The sequence below is a fragment of the Cohaesibacter haloalkalitolerans genome (assembly GCF_003574655.1).
Lineage (GTDB): Bacteria > Pseudomonadota > Alphaproteobacteria > Rhizobiales > Cohaesibacteraceae > Cohaesibacter > Cohaesibacter haloalkalitolerans.
Genome location: NZ_QNUM01000008.1, coordinates 119,038 through 136,995, shown reverse-complemented (window position 1 = coordinate 136,995; position 17,958 = coordinate 119,038). Strand labels below are relative to the sequence as shown.

The window sequence follows — 17,958 nt, the reverse complement described above, 5'->3', positions numbered from 1 at the left end:
CAATGCGGCAGGACGAGTTGCGCAGCCGGGAGGCCTGCGGACATACCCAATATAGACAGAATTACGACAATTACAGGGCCTTAACTCGATTAATTCGACATTTTTTTCAATGCTTTCATTACATTTTGTAAATCTTTCGGCATTTCGCTCAGAAATGTCATGGTTTCACCCGTAATGGGGTGGGCGAAGCCGAGCAGACCGGCGTGCAATGCCTGTCGCTTTCTCTTTTCGATATGGCGTGCCAGCGTGTCCGGCAGTTTGTTGAGTTTGGACTTGAAGCCCTGACCATATTCCGGGTCGCCAATGAGCGGGTGACCGATGTGGGCCATGTGTACACGGATCTGATGGGTGCGCCCCGTTTCCAGACGACATTCGACCAGCGAGGCCAGCACTTCACCTTCCGAGGCGAATTCCTCCAGCACCCGATAATGGGTGATGGCCTGACGGCCGCCATTCTTGAGCACCTTCTGCTTGAGGCGATTGTGCTGGGAGCGGCCGATCTGGGTGTCGATGGTGCCCTTCTTGCTCTTGAGCTGGCCCCAGACGAGAGCCTGATAGGCACGAACCAGCGGCCCGGAGCGTCCGTGGTCGGCAAACTGGTCGCTGAGGCCCTTGTGGGCGGCGTCTGTCTTGGCAACCACCAGCAGTCCCGAGGTTTCCTTGTCCAACCGGTGGACGATGCCGGGGCGCTTGACGCCGCCAATGCCCGAGAGGCTGTCGCCGCAGTGATGGATAAGGGCGTTGACCAGCGTGCCGGTCCAGTTGCCAGCCGCAGGGTGAACGACAAGGCCGGCTGGCTTGTTGATGACAATCAGCTCGTCATCCTCGTAGATGACCTCAAGCGGGATGTCCTCGCCCACTGGCGTCGGATCTTCGGGTGGGGGCAGGGTGAGCGTTATACGATCCCCCACATTGACCCGCTGGTTCGGCTCCAGTATCGTCCGCTCCGGCTGATCCGGGCGGGCAATGGAAACCTGGCCTTCCTTGATCAGGCTTTTGAGGCGGGAGCGGGAGTGGCGGTCTTCCTTTTCAGCAATATAGGCGTCCAGGCGCTTTCCGGCATCGGCTTCATCGACATCGAAAGTCAGGATTTCATTTTCACTAGCAGAAGTAGAGTCAGACATGGTGCAACAAAACAACGACGAACAAATGCCCGGCGATGAGTCCTTTCAGAGCCCGGAAATGCTGGATGTTCAGCGCAAGATACGCATGATGGTCGTCTCTTCCATTCTCATCATGGGTCTTGGCATCTTTTCCATTCTTGGAGTTATTGTTTACAAGAGCGTAGCCAATAATGAAAGTGGCGGAAATGGTCAAGCCAATGTGGTGGCAACGGGCAATCAACTGAAGGCTGGCGAGAGCATCCGCTCGATGCTTGTCGAAAACGGCACGGTTTATCTTCTGGTGGACGGCAATGACATGACATCGCTGATGGTCGTGGACAAGAAATCCGGTGCAGTGACACGTCGGATCGAGTTTATTCCACAGGCCGACTGAATATTCACAGATTCGTCAAATTCGTCTCTTGCGCTTTGAGACAAAGCTTTCTATAAACCGCCTCACCGATTGCTAAGCGCCCTTCGTCTAGCGGTTAGGACGCCGCCCTTTCACGGCGGTAACACGGGTTCGAGTCCCGTAGGGCGTACCAATCCTACCCAAAGCCCTCGCAACTTACTGAGTTGCGAGGGCTTTTGTGTTATCTGGGGGATGGGGATATCCTTTTTACCTCGCCATCTTATCGTCAGCTATTGTATTTGGGGGGGGTGCTTTGAGGGCTTTTCGCGTCCAATGCCGTGCATTTTTTGGGGGGAGCTGGCAATTCTACGGGCGAAAATATTGGGCGGGTCGCATGACGCCTACTCGCCGCCTTCAGTGTTGGTGATGGCATGATCTGCCCTTTAGCAATTGCCAGAGCCTCAAACCCCGATCTTTCCTGTCAGACACGCTTCAGTTCAACGGTATGGCAGAAGCAACAGGCCTGACAAGCATCATGGTTGCCGTAAGGTCTTGCAAAGTCTTGGACATTTTTCGGAAACGGGCTGACGGGCTGAAGCCGCACAATGATGCCCGGGACATAACGGCCAATTCAAAGAATGTCTGGAAAGGTGCGATTCCGGGATCGTTCTGAGGCCGTCGCGTCCGGGAAGGGGAAGCTCGTCCTTCCCGGAAATTTGTTTTGGCGACGATGGCCAGATCAATCACGTGCGTCGAGGGTCAAGGCACGCTCAGTCTCTTCGACGATGTCTGAAACGGTTTGATCGATCGAAACGACAATCGCATTCTCATCGCTTTCGGGCTGTTCCAAAGTCGCCAACTGGCTCTCCAACAGGCTCGGAGGCATGTAGTGATCCTTGCGGGCGGACATGCGCTCAAACAGCAACTCCTTGTTGCCGTGCAAATGGACGAAGAGCACCGGATGATCAATGTGTTCTGACAAATAGCGGCGATAGCTACGTTTCAATGCCGAGCAACCGCACACGCAGCTACCAGACTGGGCTGACTTTTCGTTAATCGCTCTGGAGAGAATTTCAAACCAGGGCCAGCGATCATCATCCTGCAAGGCAATGCCTTTTGACATTTTGTCGACATTGGCCTTGGGGTGATAGTCGTCTGCATCCAGAAATGGCAAATCATGTCTTTGGGCCAGAGCCTCGCCAACCGATGACTTGCCGCATCCACACACGCCCATGACGATTATCACCGGCAGAGCGCTAGACTGAAACTGTGATACCGCCATCGACATAAAGCACGTGTCCATTCACAAAAGATGAGGCTTTGGAGCTAAGGAAGACGCAAGCTCCAACCAGTTCGCTGACATCACCCCAGCGGCCAGCCGGTGTGCGGTTGCTGAGCCAAGCGGTGAAGTCGGCATCAGCGACCAGGGCAGAGGTCAGTTCGGTCTTGAAATAGCCCGGAGCCAACCCATTGATCTGCAAGCCATGACGCGCCCAATCCGTTGCCATTCCCTTTGTCAGGTTGGCAACTGCGCCTTTTGAGCCGGTATAGGGTGCGATCGATGGTCTTGCCAGAGCGGTTTGTACGGAACAGATATTGACGATCTTGCCTGCCTTGCGCGCGATCATGTGTTTACCGACTGCCTTGCTGACATAGAATACAGAGTTCACATTGAGCTTCATCAGAAAATCAAACTTGTCTTCAGGAAAGTCTTCCAGCGGTGCGCGATATTGCATGCCAGCATTATTGACCAGGATGTCGATCGGGCCGACTTCAGCTTCGAAGGTGTCGATCTTCTCGGCAACCAGATTGGCGTCGGTTACGTCAAATGGCAGCTTGTAAACGGTTGCTCCCATATCGGTCAGTTTTTGAGCTGCGTTTTCAAGGCGATCTTCGGCAATATCGTTGAGTATAATTTCTGCACCAGCTTCTGCCAATCCGCAAGCCAGCTGGAAGCCGATGCCCTGCCCGGATCCAGTCACCAATGCACGGTGTCCTTTCAAGCCAAAAAGTTCATCGATATTCACTGATCTTCCCTTTCCTCTTATCGGCCCATGCAGAAAACACTTGCATATTGACCTCCCATTGATAACATTATTGTTATCGATAACATCTACTACTGGTTTGTGGATGTCAAGGTCAATCTAAGTCCATGCTATGTGATATAAAGCTGCATTCATGTCGTTATGTTTGCCGCTCCCTATCACTGATAATGGCAAGGAAAAGACTTTTCTATTTTATTTTCAATGCTCTGATTAACGAAAGAGCAGCAGGAGGAAGAATTGAAAGCAGTTGTTTGCCACGGGCCCAAGGATGTCAGGATCGAAGAGGCCAGCCTGCCTGACATGAGCAGCCGGGAAGTCTTGATCAAAATTGGTGCCGGCGGGATTTGCGGATCAGACCTGCATTACTACAACAATGGCGGTTTTGGAGACGTGCGCATCAAGGAACCCATGATACTTGGCCATGAGGTTGCGGGCACCATTCTGGAAGTTGGTTCTGATGTCACGAATGCGAAGCCGGGCGATTTGGTTGCAATCAGCCCGAGCCGTCCATGTGGGGAGTGTGAGTATTGCCGCAAAGCAATGTACAACCACTGCATGAACATGCGTTTCTATGGTAGCGCCATGCCTTTTCCGCACATTCAGGGCGCCTTTAGCCAGCAGCTTGTTGCCCTCGGATCGCAATGCCACGTTCTTCCCAAAGGCACCAATGTCCATCAGGCTGCTTGTGCCGAGCCATTTTCCGTTGCCTTGCATGCGGTCAGACGCGCTGGCCCGTTGATTGGCAAACGGGTGCTGGTCACCGGTTGTGGCCCCATTGGGGCTCTCGTCGTTGCGGCGGCAAAACTGCATGGTGCGCTGGAGGTGGTGGTAACAGACCTGATTGACGAAGCATTGGCAAAAGCCAAGCAGCTTGGCGCAGATGACACCGTGAATATTGCGGCTCAGCCTGAAAAAATAGCCGCCTATGAGGCAGGCAAGGGGCAGTTTGACGTTGTCATCGAGTGTTCTGGCAGTCAGGCTGCCATGGTCTCGGCCTATCAGATGATCCGTCCGACGGGTGTTCTGGTGCAATTGGGCCTTGGCGGCAATGTCACCATCCCTCAGAACATGATTGTCTCGAAGGAAATAGAGGTGCGCGGCGCATTTCGCTTCCATGAAGAATTTGCCTGGGCTGTTGAATTGATCGGAAGTGGTCGGATTGATCTGACACCAATTCTGACCGGCACTTATCCGATTGACGATGCGGCATCCGCCTTCGAGGTCGCCCGGGATCGCAAGAAATCCATGAAGGTTCAGCTCTCCTTCGCCTAAGGGCCAGATGCTCCCTCTCTGGACAATTCCTCCCGTCGCAGAGAGGGGGCATCAAGGAAAACCGCCTATTTGAATTCGCTTTTTCGCGCTTCCCTATGAAAAGTTCAATCGACACACGTCTCTTCTCACGCTAAGACAATCGGGAGGAAACGAACGGCGAGGCGTGACAAAACAATGGCGATCCGACAAGTCACAATGCAGGATGTGGCCGATGCGGCAGGGGTTTCAAGAATGACCGTCTCGCGCGCTCTGCGAGAGAACAGCGTCGTAAATGCCAAAACCCGAAAACGCATTCTGGATGTCGTTCAGGAGCTGGGCTATGTGCCGGATCAGGCCGCGGGCAGCCTTTCTTCCAGAAAAAGCGGCTTTGTCTCCGTTCTGATCCCTTCGCTGGATAATCCGCATTTTGCACGCACAGTTCAGATCCTCAATGAAGAGTTGAGTGTTGTGGGCATGCAAGTCCTTCTCGGGCACACAGGATATAGTGCGGAGAAGGAGGAAGAGCTGGTGGAATCGTTTCTCAGACGACGTCCGGAAGCCATGTTATTGAGCTGCGACGGGCACACTGAGAAAAGCCGTAGCCTGCTTGAAAAATCGGGCATACCGGTCATTGAGCTTTGGGAAAGGCCACATGAACCAATTCAGCATGTTGTTGGTTTCTCCAACTTCGAAGCCGCCCAGACCCTGACCCGCTCTCTTCTGGATCTTGGATATAGCAAGATTGCCTTTATCGGAGAAACCAGAGCCCTGAGTTCAAGGAATGCTGAGCGGTTTCGTGGCTTTCAATCCGTGCTTGAGCAAGCTGGCTTACCATCCGATCGGCATGTCTATCAGGGTGCCAGACCGTTCAATATTGCTTCTGGGGTGGCCTGTTGCAAGAAGGTCATGGAAGAATTTCCTGACACGGATTGTATTTTTTGCGCATCGGATCCAGCTGCTTTCGGAGTGTTGACCGCTCTGCAGGAGATGGGGCTTTCAGTGCCTGACGATATCGGGGTTGCAGGCTTTGGCGATTTTGATATTGCGCATTATTGCCGACCATCGCTGACCACGATTGGGGTCGATCCGAACTCCTTGGCCAGGAAGGCCAATGAGTTGCTTAAACGTGTGCTCAACATTTCTGCAGATGAGGACAGCACATTGGATGCGCGTGAAATTATCGAGGTTGTACCTTCTCTCAAATTGCGGGGTTCAACGCGTCAGAAAGATTGAGCCGCTTGTCCAAAGCACTGGCACATGATACGGGTAACCGACACGGGGCGACCCGGTTGCATCGAAGCAAAAATGGCCTGAACAGAGATGTTCAGGCCATTTTGCTAGCGGGGTGTCAGGTTCAAAAGACAACTCCGATTGTCGCCATCTGGTCACTTATACATGAATGTGATGGCGCCCGGGAAAGCAATAATAATTGCAATCGTAGCGATCTGCATCAGGATATATGGCCAAACCGATCGGAAGATATCCGTAAGCTCGATACCTTTTGGAGCAACACTTTTGAGATAGAATGCTGCAGGGCCAAAGGGGGGAGACAAGAAAGATACCTGCATGTTGACGCAGAACAGGACGCCGAACCATACCGGGTCATAACCAAGCTGGGTTATGATCGGCACAAAGATTGGCATGGTCAGCATTGCAACGCCGATCCAGTCAAGGAACATGCCCAACACAATCAGGATCAGCATCATGAAAAGAATGACGGTGAGGGGGGCAATATCAAGTGACAGGATCATGTTGGAGACGAATTGGTCACCACCCATCAGGTTATAGATGCCGATCAGCATGGTTGCGCCAATACCAACCCAGATGATCATGCCAACCGTCCGGATCGTGTGCAGCAAAGCCCCGAAGATTATGGAAAATGATAATTCCCGGCGCAGGGCTGCCACAACCAGAACAGCAACCACACCCATACAGGCCGATTCCGTGACAGATGCGATGCCAGCATAAATGGAGCCCAGGATACAGCCTGCGATCAACAGGGGCATCAAGATGTCCTTGGCAATCTTGATCATGTCCGACCGCGTAAGGTTGGACATTTCCTCCTTGCTCATGGCGGGCCCAAAATCAGGACGCACATTGCAAAGAATCAAGGTGTATACAACATACATCCCTGCCAAAATTGCCGTTGCAGGCACTGCCGCCAGAAACAGATTGCCGATCGGGGCGTTTGCGGTCAAACCGTATATGATCAGAACGATTGAAGGAGGCATCATGGTGCCAAGTGCCCCTCCGGCAACGATGGTGCCGATTGCCAGGTTCTTCTGATACCCAAGGCGCAGCATTTGCGGCAAGGCAATCATGCCCAGCAACACGACCTCGCCGCCGATGATGCCGGACATGGAGGCCAAGACAACCGCTACGACCAGACTTTGAACTGCAATGCCACCTTTCAGACGTCCGGCAATAACCCGCATTGCGTTGTAAAGGTCCCGTGCAATGCCGGTTTTGTCCAGCATTGAGGCCATGAGTACAAACATCGGCACAGCAACGAAGGAATAGCCTGTCGTAAAGTCGCTGACCCGGCCTGCAACCATTTGCATGATCTGTGTCGTGTCAAACCAGAGATAGGACACGCCAAGCGCCACGAAACCGGTCATGAAGCCCAGAGGCATGCCCAGCAGGAGCAGAACGATCATACTGACCAGAATCATCAACGTGACCCAGCCGATACCCAAAGACATAAGCATTATGCGTCTCCTTCCTTGGCGTTCATGATTTTATTGAAATTGGCCAGATGACGCAGAGTGTGAAGGACACTCAAAATGCTCAATATGATGCAGGAGACAAAGAAGAAGCCTTTGTTATATGCCGGGAACGGCGTATCCCAGGCGCTGCCTGACGTCTGCAACTTGAGTTCGCCGGAGTAGCTGAAGAAGGCATCTTTGGCATTCAGGTAGGCCCCATACAGCATCATCAGGGTGAAGACGAAAACCAGGAGATGGACGACCATGTCGAAATACCAGCGCGTCTTGGGATTCAGGGCGTCGACCAGAAAGGTCATGGCGATATGGCGATCATCCGCATAGCAATAGACGCCGCCATAAAGCAAACCGATGCTGACAATAAAGGTGGTTGTTTCATGGACCCAGAAAGTGGGTGAATCGAAGACATATCGCATCATGACTTCATAGAAGCCGATGACAACAATCACAAAGAATAGCCAAGTAACGACATATCCAATTCTGATGATGAGCTTATCGATCAACTCGGAAAATTGCGCAAACCTGCTGAGCATGTTTAAACCTGCTTGTGCGCGGCAGATCAATGATCTGCCGCTTGGTTGTTTTGGAAGATATCACAAGGGAAACCCTCAACTATTCACGGCCCGTCGCGACATAGTAGGATTTGAGTGCATCAAGATATGTTGCTCCGATTTTTGACTGGGATGCGATGTCTTCCCAGATTTCGCGAGCAAGTTTGCGTACTTTGGTCCGTTCTTCGGTCGACCATGCAACCGGAGTAGCCCCGTTGGCGACAGCCTTCTTGTAGGCAACCTCATCAGCCATGTGAGGAATCAACAGGGTATCCAGTGCCAGCCCGCGGAAGTAGGCGAGCAAGAATTTCTGATCATTCTCATCAATGGCGTTCCATTGCTTCAGACCCATGAAGATGTGAACGGTTGGCGAAGAGTGAATACCCGGATAGATCGGGAATTTCGCGATATCATTGACACCCTGAGCCTGGTTGTTGGAGAAGGTGGAGAAGTCGGCTGCATCAATGATGCCCTTGTCCAGGGCGGAGTAGATTTCAGATCCTGGAAGGTTAACCGGGGTGGCCCCCATTTTCTCAAACAACTGCTGAACCGGACCAGACGGCGCGCGCACCTTGACACCCTTCCAGTCATCCACTTTTTCAATTTTGATCTTCGAAGGAATGGATTCCGCACCGGTCAGCTGAACACCAATCAGCTTGACGCCCTGCTCCTGAAAAATCTTGTCAACGACCTCGAAACCGCCTCCGGCATAGTAGAATTTCAGGATGTCTTCGTCGCCCGTCCAAGCGCCGAGCGTATCGCCAATCAGGCCAAAGCCTTTATCCACGCCAGAGAAATGCGCGGATGAGAGCATGCCACCCTGAATGATATTGTTGCGAACGGCCATAAGAGAATCGGCCGGTTTGACGACGGCATCAAGTGGCAGCAAATCGATGGTGATACGGCCATTGGAAACGGCCTTGATATTATCAGTCCATTTTTTCTGGACTTCATAGACCTGCTCGCCAGCATAGTTGGCGCTGGTAAATTTGAAATGATAGCTATCGGCAGCCTGAGAAGGGGCAGCAGAAGCAGCCATAATGCCAAAAGCTATGGCGGAAACGAGTTTTTTCATTTAGTCCTCCAAAGATATGAGCGCTGTTTGAAGTCTCCTCTAAACGCCCATTTTTGCACTTTCGTGCTTTCCAAGTTCCAATCTCAGTTTTAAGTATAAAATTGATATTGGAGCGGTTAATTTAAAGTTTCTCCCAATTTCGTAATGTATATATCGAAATATTGTCGATATATACTTGGTATGCTTGGTGGCTATCAAATAGCTTCCACATGAATTCAACCTTTATCCTGTCGTTTTAGTTGACATGGTGATAATCTGGAAGATATTATCAGTTTGTCAAACATGTAGGACATGATAGAGAATTTCACCTCATGTAATTGAATTTTCTCCATTTTTAACAAGACAGGGAGATGAACTTGCTCAACCCAAAGGTCCCGCTTTCCGAAAGTGTAAGCACGACAATTCTTGATTTTATTCGCAAGCATCAACTTAAACCGGGAGATTCTCTTCCAAGTGAAAGCGAGATAGGCGATATGGCTGGCGCTTCCAGAACGGTGGTGCGCGAAGCGCTGCGCTCTTTGGAGGCTCGACGTATCATTGATATGGCGGCTGGGAAAAAGGCCTGTGTTGCAATCCTGGACAATCATGCCCTCGCCAATTTCATCATGAATGGCGTGGCGACCAAGCAGATCAATGTTCCTCAAATTCATGATGTACGTAGAACTGTTGAAACGCGCATTGCTCATCTGGCTGCATTGCTGCGTACCAATGCGCAGGCTCAGGCCATTTCGAAGCATGCAGAAATCATGTGTGACAACTTCAACAAACCGGAAGTCGTCATGAAGCATGACATGGCATTTCATCAAGAACTCGCTCAAGCGACACAAAATCCCGTGTACAGCATTGTCATGGGTTCTCTTTCCGAAGTTCTTACAATGACTTGGCCCATTACATGGCGCTGCAGAACAAGCGATGAAGAGCGTCTTGCCAGCGTGAAGGTGCATATGGAAATTGCCGATGCCATCAAGCAGGGAGACCCTGAGCTTGCGGTGCGCATGATCACCAAGCACTTTGACGAGGATCTTAAACCTCTGGCTCTTAGCGGTATGGTTTGATCTATCGGGGAGGGGGGCTGTAACGAATTTGCAAATTCGTTTGGCAGGTAACACGGTTACAAAGCGCTGCGGAAGCGCTTTGTAACCGTGTTTTTTTGTGCCGCAAAAAGCGCTGGTTTCTGCTGGCAAATGCGTGCGAGCACAATGGGAGGCGCGTGGGCCGGAAATCCCTTGCTCTTCCATCCTTTCTCGCAACATTTCACTTCCCCCCAGACATTGAGCGCCTAAATCATATGACCAGTCTCTCTAAAATCGTGGCTAGCATTTGGAATTTAAATCGCTTGTATGTGCCACAACATTAGTATATGTTACCGATAACATCTATGGTAATTATGAGATTGATGCAATGACATGTCAAGATACTATTTCGCGGGTAACAGATAGAATCCGTGAACGAAGCGAGAGTGGCCGGGCTAAATATCTGGCAAAAATCGACCGCGCCATTGAACAGGGGCCCGGGCGGGCGCATCTGACTTGCGGCAACCTATCGCACGCATTTGCTGCTGCGAACCCGTTGGATAAAGAGGCCCTGGCCACAGCCAAAACGCCTAATCTGGGCATCATCACAGCATATAACGACATGCTTTCGGCCCATCAGCCTTATGAGACCTATCCGGAGCTCATTAGGGAGACGGCCCGCTCGGTCGGGGCTACGGCTCAAGTTGCGGGGGCTGTTCCCGCCATGTGCGATGGTGTGACACAGGGGCAAGCCGGGATGGACCTCTCGCTCTATTCCCGCGAGGTTGTCGCCATGGCTGCGGCTGTGGGGCTTTCTCACAATGTGTTCGACAGTGTGGTTTTTCTGGGTGTTTGCGACAAGATTGTCCCGGGCCTGATCATGGCAGCGGCAGCGTTTGGCCATCTCCCTGCGGTCTTTCTCCCTGCGGGGCCCATGACATCAGGCTTGGCAAATGCCGAGAAGGCTCGGGTGCGGCAGGATTTTGCCAAGGGGATCGTTGGCCGTGAGGAGCTGCTCAAGTCGGAGATGGCGTCCTATCATGCCCCGGGGACTTGCACATTTTATGGAACGGCAAATACCAACCAGATGCTCATGGAGTTCTTGGGGCTGCAAATGTCCGGTTCCAGCTTCGTCAACCCGAACACGGAAATGCGTGCCGCCATCACGAAAGCCTCTGTCGAGCGGGCGTTGCAGATAACAAACAAGGGCGACGAATTCATACCCTTTGCTCGCATTTTCGATGAGAAGGCCCTCGTCAATGGCATCGTCGGGCTCAATGCCACGGGTGGTTCGACCAATCACCTGCTTCATCTTGTTGCCATGGCACGCGTTGCAGGTATCGAACTCACCTGGCAGGATTTTTCCGACATCTCGGCAATCACCCCGCTGCTTGCACGGGTCTATCCCAATGGTCTGGCCGATGTAAACCATTTTCACGCAGCTGGCGGGCTGCCGTGTGTTGTTGGCCAGTTGATCAAGGGCGGCCTTCTCCATGAAGATGTGCAAACCGTCATGGGCGAAGGCATCGAACACTATACAAAGGAGCCTAAGCTCGACGAGCAGGGACGTGTTCGCTGGGGCTGGGACAGCAACGTGCCACTGGACCCCAAAATCATCGCCACGATTGATCAGCCTTTCCAGAAATCAGGTGGAATCAAAACGCTCAAGGGCAACATTGGCGAGGGTGTCATGAAAGTTTCGGCGGTTGCTGCTGAAAGGCATTCCATTGAAGCGCCTGTTGCGGTGTTCCACAATCAGGATGATGTGAAGACGGCATTTCAGAGCGGGGATCTGAACAAGGACGTCATCGTTGTTGTTCGCTATCAAGGCCCCAAAGCAAACGGCATGCCCGAGTTGCACAATCTCACCCCCATGTTGTCCGTGCTGCAGGATAAAGGGTTCAAGGTGGCGTTGCTGACTGATGGGCGCATGTCTGGAGCTTCGGGGAAGGTGCCCGCGGCCATCCATATCTGTCCGGAGGCCTGCGATGGCGGGGCAATTGCCCAGCTTCAAGACGGCGATATCGTGCGTATTGACGCCAATGAAGGCAAGCTGGAAATACTGGATCCAAAAGTCCTGGAGCGGCCGGTAATCACACCAGACCTTGCGGCCAATTATGACGGCATGGGACGGGACCTGTTCTCCAGCTTCAGAAAATCAATCGGCCCTGCCAACAAAGGAGCAATTTCTTCCTTATGAGAGCGCTCGTCAAAGCGGGAAGATTTGAGGTGACGATCGGTGCAAGCCAGCAAACCTGCGGACATTGCTATAACATGGCTTCGAGACGTGGGACGCAACCTGGCGGCCAATCTTGTCGAGCATGGGTATAGCGTTGCTGCTTACGATGCCTTTCCAGAGGTATTGGAAAATGCTCGTGGTGTGTCTGGTGCGAGCCTCGGCTTGCTCGATAGCCTTGGGGGGGCTTATCGTCCCTCTGAAAAAGCCTGCAAGAATTCGAATGATGAGTAAGGCGGAGTGCCGGTGTGGCCGGACACTTCGTCAAAACCTCTCACAAGGGCATTGAATGTGCCCAGACGCGGCTTTTCCCACATGCCATCAACAGATAGAAATCTGTCGCCGTGTCGACTGCCTATGGAATGCAGTGGCGATGTTTCAGGCATCAGTTGAGCGAAGCTGCTATCCCTTTGAAAACGGGGTTATTTGATCGCGCCAATGTCTTGAAATAATCATGATTCCGAACTGAGGGATTCGAGCAGGATTTCGATCTCATCGAGCAGCGTACTAATTCGTTCGCATCCAATCTTGCTTTCGATGTCTTGATAAATCCTGGCGCTTGCCGGCGCCAGCTTCCGGATGAATTGGCGTCCTTCCTCACTCAAACACACCAATGTGCGTCTGCCATCTGCCGTGTCCCTGCTCACTTCCACAAAGCCGCGCGCTTCCAGGGTTCTCATGATGCGGGTAAGCGATGGAGCCAGAATACAGGCCTGTCGCGCCAGAAAGCTCGCGTCGACCGTGCCGACTTCATCCAGCACGCGCATGACCCGCCATTGTTGTTCGGTGACATCATGTTCCGCCAGCAATGGCCTGAAGTAGTCCATCACGGCTTCCCGCGCGCGCAATAGGGCGATTGGCAACGTTCTTTGAGTCTGGCTAAGTTCCAGACCTGCTCGGGACGGTTGTTTTGTCATCTCCCTAAACTCCTTGGGCGTAATCATTTCAGTCGTCGAGAAACATTCAGAAATCGATGCACAATCGCAAATTCCGCGAGTTTGTAACACTAGACTAAAATTGAATAGTGGTCAGATTGACAATAACAGATAAATTTAACATGTTAAGTATTATCTGGGAGGAAATCGTGCCACACCTAAAAATCGAATATTCAGCGGGGCTGGAGAGCCGTGCTGACATGGCGGAGCTATGTCAGGCTGCCTATCAGGCGATGCTAAAAACCGGGATCTTTCCCAAGGCAGGGATACGCGTTCGCGCCTATAAGGCCGACTATGCCATTGTCGCTGACGGACTGCCACAGAATGATTTTGCAGCGTTGACCTTGTCGGTTGGCGCTGGACGCTCGACCGCACAGCTCAAGTCCGCAGGGGATGAGATTTTTGCGGCGGTCAGAGAAGCTCTCGCACAGCCCTTGGCCACGACGCACTTTGCGCTTTCCCTCGAAATCCGTGTCATCAACCCAGACCTGAGCTGGAAAGACACACCTATTCATGCCCGCCTATCAGGCCAGAATTAAAGGACGATCCATGAGCGCTCTTGATGAAAACCTAGCCAAAGCCCAAGGCTATCTTGCCAAATTCCGCGAAACCGGCGTGATGAACCACATCGCCGGGGCCAGTGTGCCAGCGAACTCCGGTGCGACCTTCGAAACCATCTCGCCCGTTGACGGATCCGTGTTGGCGCAGGTTGCCAAGGGGGATGCATCCGACATTGACGCTGCCGTTGCAGCCGCCAAGGCCGCCTTTGCCAGCTGGTCGAAGATGCCGGGCAAGGACCGCAAGGCCATTCTGATCAAGGTAGCGGAAGCCATTGAGGCCAGAGCCGAGGAAGTTGCTTTTACCGAGTGCATGGATACCGGGCAGGCGCTTCGGTTCATGTCGAAGGCTGCTGTGCGTGGCGCTGCGAATTTCCGCTTCTTTGCCGATCAGGCTCCTTCTGCAGAAGATGGCCTGGCGCTGCGCAATCCAAACCAGATGAACGTAACGTCCCGCCGCCCGATCGGGCCGATCGGTGTCATCACGCCATGGAACACGCCGTTCATGCTGTCAACCTGGAAGATCGCCCCGGCTCTGGCTGCAGGCTGCACCGTGGTGCATAAGCCCGCCGAATTCTCGCCCATGACCGCCAAGCTGCTTGTCGAGATCGCGGAAGAGGCAGGTCTGCCAAAAGGCGTGCTCAACCTCGTCAACGGGTTTGGCGACAGTGCCGGCAAGGCGCTTACCGAGCATCCCGACATCAAGGCCATTGCCTTCGTTGGTGAAAGCCGCACCGGGTCGCACATCATGCGTCAGGGGGCCGATACCTTGAAGCGGTTCCATTTCGAACTTGGCGGCAAAAACCCGGTGATCGTGTTTGACGATGCGGATCTTGATCGTGCCGTGAACGCTGCAACCTTCATGATCTATTCGCTGAACGGTGAGCGCTGCACCTCGTCCTCGCGTCTGTTGGTGCAGGAAAGCATCTATGAAGAGTTCACCGCCAAGGTGGCCGAAGTTGCCAAGAGCATCAAGGTCGGTCATCCGCTCGACCCTGAAACGGTCGTTGGCCCGCTCATCCATCCGGTGCATGAGGAAAAGGTGCTGTCCTATTTCGCCAAGGCACGCGAGGAGGGAGCAACCATCGCAGCAGGTGGCCAGAAGGTCGGAGACGCTGGTTGCTATGTCAGTCCAACCCTGTTCACCGGTGCCAACAACGGCATGGCCATTGCTCAGGAAGAGATCTTCGGTCCCGTTCTGACGGCCATTCCCTTCAAGGACGAAGACGAGGCCTTGGCGCTTGCCAACGACGTCCAGTATGGCCTCGCCGCCTATCTCTGGACAAGCGATCTCGACCGCGCCATGCGCATGACGGACAATCTCGAAGCCGGCATGATGTGGGTGAACTCCGAAAACGTACGCCATCTGCCATCCCCGTTCGGGGGCGTCAAGGCCTCGGGCATCGGCCGTGATGGCGGCGACTGGTCGTTCGATTTCTACATGGAAACTGTCAATGTTTGCTTCCCAAGGCAGCATCACAAAGTGCCTCGGCTGGGCTGACCTGCCCGGACCGAGTGCCCTTTGGGGTGGGCAAGCCCGCCCCATCAACCTTCAATCAAGAGCTCCAGCGAGAGCCGCAAACAAGATTTTCGACACCTGATGGTGTCCATGGGAGAGAGAAACATGCCAATTCCAGCACCCAATCTATACCCGCCCTTCAATATTCTGCGCCTTAGCCATGTTGTGTTCGGCGTCAAGGATCTGGCCGCCAGTCGCCGTTTCTATGTCGACATTCTTGGCCTGCAGGTCACCGATGAAACGGATGAGGCCGTCTATCTGCGCGCGCTTGAAGAGCGAGGACATCACTGCCTGGTCCTGAGCAAAGCGGACAAGAGTGAGGTTCAGAGCCTGTCGTTCAAGGTGTTTGCCGAGGAAGAACTCGACAAGGCATTCGCCTGGTTCAAACAGAAGGGCCATCCGGTCGCCTGGGTCGAGCGGGCCTATCAGGGACGCACACTGGCAACCGTCGACAATTTCGGCATGCCGATCGAGTTCTATTTCAAGATGGACCGTCTGGCCCCCATCCACCAGAAATACGAGCTCTACAAGGGTGTGAAGCCGCTGCGCATCGACCACTTCAACTGCTTCTCCTCTTCGGTCGATGACAGCGTGGCATTCTACAATGAACTCGGCTTCAGGGTGACCGAATATACCGAGGACGAAGAAAGCGGCAAGCTGTGGGCTGCCTGGACGCACCGCAAGGGCGGCGTCCATGACATCGCCTTCACCAACGGTCTGGGGCCGCGCCTGCACCATACGGCATTCTGGGTTCCGACGCCGCTCAACATCATCGATCTGTGCGATCTGATGGCGACCACCGGATATGTCGGCAACATCGAGCGCGGACCGGGCCGACACGGCATTTCCAATGCCTTCTTCCTCTACATCCTTGATCCGGACGGGCACCGCATCGAGATCTATTGCTCCGACTATCAGACGGTTGATCCAGACCTTGAGGCCATCAAGTGGGATCTGAAGGATCCGCAGCGCCAGACCCTCTGGGGCGCACCGGCCCCACGCTCCTGGTTCGAGCATGGCTCGCTGTTCGATGGCCTTGAGCCGAAACAGAGCGATCTGGCCGCAAGCCCGATCATCGCCCCGTGAGTTGATGGTTCGGGATGGGCCACATTGGCCCTTCCCGGGCAGTTCGAAACAAGGAAAGTCTGATGCTCAAAGATCCGGAATTGCTCAAACAGGCAGCGCTCGTGGGGAGCCAGTGGATCCCAGCCGATGAGACGGGGATCAAAGTCACCAACCCGGCGACGGGCGAGACCATTGGTCATGTGCCAAGCCTTGGTGCCACTGAGACGGAAGCTGCCATCAAGGCGGCAGATGATGCGCAGAAGCAATGGGCAGCCAGAACGGCCAAGGAACGGTCTGTCATCCTGCGGCGCTGGTACGATCTGATCATCGAGAATGTGGACGATCTGGCTCTGATCCTGACGCTGGAACAGGGCAAACCACTGGCGGAAGCGAAGGGCGAGATCCTCTATGGTGCATCTTTCATCGAATGGTTTGCCGAGGAAGCCCGCAGGGTCTATGGCGATGTGATCCCCGGTCATGCAGCTGACAAGCGGATTGTCGTCATCAAGCAGCCGATTGGGGTCGTTGCGGCGATTACGCCGTGGAACTTCCCCAATGCCATGATCACCCGCAAGGCGGGCCCTGCACTGGCTGTCGGATGTGCCATGGTGCTCAAGCCTGCCGAGCAGACGCCCTTTTCCGCCATTGCGCTGGCCGTTCTGGCGCAGCGTGCGGGGCTTCCTGACGGTTTGCTGTCGGTCATTACCGGGCCTGCGCGGGCCATTGGGGCGGTGATGACCGGCAGTGAAACGGTTCGCAAGCTGACCTTCACCGGCTCGACGCAGGTCGGGGTGGAGCTGATGCGACAGTGCGCACCAACGGTCAAGAAACTGGCGTTGGAGCTTGGGGGCAATGCGCCGTTCATCGTGTTTGATGATGCGGATCTGGATGCTGCTGTCGAAGGAGCGATCATCTCCAAATTCCGCAACAACGGTCAAACCTGCGTCTGCGCCAACCGGATCTATGTCCAGTCCGGCGTCTATGATGCCTTCGCGCAAAAGCTTGGAGCAAAGCTCTCGACCCTGAAGGTCGGCAACGGCCTTGAGCAAGACATAGTCTTCGGGCCGCTGATTGACGACAACGCCATTGCCAAGGTCGAGGAACACATCGCCGATGCCACAAGCAAAGGGGCAAGCGTCATGTGCGGCGGCTCTGTCCATGCGCTGGGTGGGACGTTCTTTGAGCCGACAGTCTTGACCGGTGTCACACAGGATATGGCCATCGCATCCGAGGAAACCTTCGGCCCGGTCGCTCCATTGTTCCGTTTCGAAGAAGACGCAGACGTCGTTGCTATGTCCAACGATACCGAATTCGGTCTGGCGTCCTATTTCTATACCCGCGATCTGGCGCGCGCCTGGAAGGTCGGGGAACAGCTTGAATACGGCATGGTCGGCATCAACACCGGCCTGATCTCGACGGCAGAAGCCCCGTTTGGCGGCATCAAATCCTCCGGCCTCGGCCGGGAAGGCTCCCGCTATGGCATCGAGGAATTCACTGAAATCAAATATCTCTGCTTCGGCGGAATAGCCTGAG

16 protein-coding genes and 1 tRNA gene are annotated in these 17,958 nt (G+C 53.8%); 10 read left to right on the top strand and 7 right to left on the bottom strand.

The features are described from left to right. Positions 1 to 89 precede the first annotated feature (89 nt). Positions 90 to 1,124, bottom strand: coding sequence for an RluA family pseudouridine synthase (locus DSL70_RS18740; RefSeq protein WP_119309502.1), 1,035 nt, complete (start codon positions 1,122 to 1,124; stop codon positions 90 to 92). Here DSL70_RS18740 and DSL70_RS18735 point away from each other — a divergent pair. Then, the gene (locus DSL70_RS18735; protein ID WP_119309501.1) at positions 1,123 to 1,497 is read left to right on the top strand and encodes a hypothetical protein; all 375 of its coding nucleotides are present in this window, start codon (positions 1,123 to 1,125) and stop codon (positions 1,495 to 1,497) included. The two genes, DSL70_RS18740 and DSL70_RS18735, sit on opposite strands and share 2 nt — an antisense overlap. Positions 1,498 to 1,573: 76 nt before the next feature. Then, positions 1,574 to 1,648 (top strand) — tRNA-Glu (locus DSL70_RS18730). 546 nt (positions 1,649 to 2,194) lie between these two features. Here the strand turns inward: DSL70_RS18730 and DSL70_RS18725 are convergent. Together DSL70_RS18725 and DSL70_RS18720 are read right to left on the bottom strand one after the other, a co-directional pair. Continuing rightward, positions 2,195 to 2,689 (bottom strand): gluconokinase, encoded by a 495-nt coding sequence (locus DSL70_RS18725; RefSeq protein WP_245418280.1) that lies wholly within the window; start codon positions 2,687 to 2,689, stop codon positions 2,195 to 2,197. 22 nt (positions 2,690 to 2,711) lie between these two features. Continuing rightward, complete coding sequence (locus DSL70_RS18720; RefSeq protein ID WP_245418279.1) at positions 2,712 to 3,440, bottom strand: SDR family oxidoreductase; 729 nt, start codon at positions 3,438 to 3,440, stop codon at positions 2,712 to 2,714. 297 nt (positions 3,441 to 3,737) lie between these two features. Here DSL70_RS18720 and DSL70_RS18715 point away from each other — a divergent pair, with 297 nt between their 5' ends. Both DSL70_RS18715 and DSL70_RS18710 read left to right on the top strand, forming a co-directional pair. Then, positions 3,738 to 4,772, top strand: a complete 1,035-nt coding sequence (locus DSL70_RS18715; protein ID WP_119309499.1) for an L-idonate 5-dehydrogenase — start codon at positions 3,738 to 3,740, stop codon at positions 4,770 to 4,772. Positions 4,773 to 4,946: 174 nt separating this feature from the next. Beyond that, positions 4,947 to 5,984 carry a LacI family DNA-binding transcriptional regulator gene (locus DSL70_RS18710; RefSeq protein WP_119309498.1) on the top strand — a complete coding sequence of 346 codons (1,038 nt, stop codon included), beginning with the start codon at positions 4,947 to 4,949 and terminating at the stop codon, positions 5,982 to 5,984. Between the two features lie 152 nt (positions 5,985 to 6,136). On the opposite strand, the gene DSL70_RS18705 is transcribed toward DSL70_RS18710, so the two are convergent. Genes DSL70_RS18705 through dctP form a run of 3 tightly spaced genes read right to left on the bottom strand, consistent with a single transcriptional unit; the run spans position 6,137 to position 9,100 of the window. Further along, on the bottom strand, positions 6,137 to 7,459 hold the full coding sequence (locus DSL70_RS18705) for a TRAP transporter large permease (protein WP_119309497.1): 1,323 nt from the start codon (positions 7,457 to 7,459) through the stop codon (positions 6,137 to 6,139). After that, entirely contained in the window at positions 7,459 to 8,037 is a 579-nt protein-coding gene (locus tag DSL70_RS18700; protein WP_205563341.1) for a TRAP transporter small permease subunit, read from the bottom strand. The genes DSL70_RS18705 and DSL70_RS18700 overlap by 1 nt, the downstream gene beginning before the upstream one ends. Before the next feature lie 49 nt (positions 8,038 to 8,086). Beyond that, the gene (gene dctP, locus DSL70_RS18695; RefSeq protein WP_205563340.1) at positions 8,087 to 9,100 is read right to left on the bottom strand and encodes a TRAP transporter substrate-binding protein DctP; all 1,014 of its coding nucleotides are present in this window, start codon (positions 9,098 to 9,100) and stop codon (positions 8,087 to 8,089) included. 350 nt (positions 9,101 to 9,450) lie between these two features. Here dctP and DSL70_RS18690 point away from each other — a divergent pair, with 350 nt between their 5' ends. Continuing rightward, positions 9,451 to 10,155 (top strand): FadR/GntR family transcriptional regulator, encoded by a 705-nt coding sequence (locus DSL70_RS18690; protein WP_119309494.1) that lies wholly within the window; start codon positions 9,451 to 9,453, stop codon positions 10,153 to 10,155. A gap of 346 nt (positions 10,156 to 10,501) precedes the next feature. After that, entirely contained in the window at positions 10,502 to 12,313 is a 1,812-nt protein-coding gene (gene edd, locus DSL70_RS18685; protein WP_119309493.1) for a phosphogluconate dehydratase, read from the top strand. Between the two features lie 488 nt (positions 12,314 to 12,801). Here the strand turns inward: edd and hpaR are convergent, their stop codons facing one another. Next, on the bottom strand, positions 12,802 to 13,266 hold the full coding sequence (hpaR, locus tag DSL70_RS18680) for a homoprotocatechuate degradation operon regulator HpaR (RefSeq protein WP_119309587.1): 465 nt from the start codon (positions 13,264 to 13,266) through the stop codon (positions 12,802 to 12,804). Positions 13,267 to 13,433: 167 nt separating this feature from the next. Between hpaR and DSL70_RS18675 the strand changes: the two genes are divergently transcribed. The 4 genes from DSL70_RS18675 to DSL70_RS18660 all read left to right on the top strand — a co-directional run bounded on the left by DSL70_RS18675 (position 13,434) and on the right by DSL70_RS18660 (position 17,957). Beyond that, the gene (locus DSL70_RS18675) at positions 13,434 to 13,823 is read left to right on the top strand and encodes a 5-carboxymethyl-2-hydroxymuconate Delta-isomerase (RefSeq protein WP_119309586.1); all 390 of its coding nucleotides are present in this window, start codon (positions 13,434 to 13,436) and stop codon (positions 13,821 to 13,823) included. 10 nt (positions 13,824 to 13,833) lie between these two features. After that, positions 13,834 to 15,342 (top strand): 5-carboxymethyl-2-hydroxymuconate semialdehyde dehydrogenase, encoded by a 1,509-nt coding sequence (gene hpaE, locus DSL70_RS18670; protein WP_119309492.1) that lies wholly within the window; start codon positions 13,834 to 13,836, stop codon positions 15,340 to 15,342. 123 nt (positions 15,343 to 15,465) lie between these two features. After that, positions 15,466 to 16,446 (top strand): 3,4-dihydroxyphenylacetate 2,3-dioxygenase, encoded by a 981-nt coding sequence (gene hpaD, locus DSL70_RS18665; RefSeq protein WP_119309585.1) that lies wholly within the window; start codon positions 15,466 to 15,468, stop codon positions 16,444 to 16,446. 59 nt (positions 16,447 to 16,505) lie between these two features. Then, on the top strand, positions 16,506 to 17,957 hold the full coding sequence (locus tag DSL70_RS18660) for an NAD-dependent succinate-semialdehyde dehydrogenase (RefSeq protein WP_119309584.1): 1,452 nt from the start codon (positions 16,506 to 16,508) through the stop codon (positions 17,955 to 17,957). Position 17,958: the final 1 nt, after the last annotated feature.

Excerpts from the sequence above, each read along its gene's own strand:
- dctP (WP_205563340.1), bottom strand. The coding sequence starts at position 9,100 with ATGAAAAAACTCGTTTCCGCCATAGCTTTTGGCATTATGGCTGCTTCT.
- hpaD (WP_119309585.1), top strand. The coding sequence starts at position 15,466 with ATGCCAATTCCAGCACCCAATCTATACCCGCCCTTCAATATTCTGCGC.
- DSL70_RS18710 (WP_119309498.1), top strand. The coding sequence starts at position 4,947 with ATGGCGATCCGACAAGTCACAATGCAGGATGTGGCCGATGCGGCAGGG.
- hpaE (WP_119309492.1), top strand. The coding sequence starts at position 13,834 with ATGAGCGCTCTTGATGAAAACCTAGCCAAAGCCCAAGGCTATCTTGCC.
- DSL70_RS18705 (WP_119309497.1), bottom strand. The coding sequence starts at position 7,459 with ATGCTTATGTCTTTGGGTATCGGCTGGGTCACGTTGATGATTCTGGTC.
- edd (WP_119309493.1), top strand. The coding sequence starts at position 10,502 with ATGACATGTCAAGATACTATTTCGCGGGTAACAGATAGAATCCGTGAA.
- DSL70_RS18690 (WP_119309494.1), top strand. The coding sequence starts at position 9,451 with ATGAACTTGCTCAACCCAAAGGTCCCGCTTTCCGAAAGTGTAAGCACG.
- DSL70_RS18735 (WP_119309501.1), top strand. The coding sequence starts at position 1,123 with ATGGTGCAACAAAACAACGACGAACAAATGCCCGGCGATGAGTCCTTT.
- DSL70_RS18725 (WP_245418280.1), bottom strand. The coding sequence starts at position 2,689 with ATGGGCGTGTGTGGATGCGGCAAGTCATCGGTTGGCGAGGCTCTGGCC.
- DSL70_RS18740 (WP_119309502.1), bottom strand. The coding sequence starts at position 1,124 with ATGTCTGACTCTACTTCTGCTAGTGAAAATGAAATCCTGACTTTCGAT.
- hpaR (WP_119309587.1), bottom strand. The coding sequence starts at position 13,266 with ATGACAAAACAACCGTCCCGAGCAGGTCTGGAACTTAGCCAGACTCAA.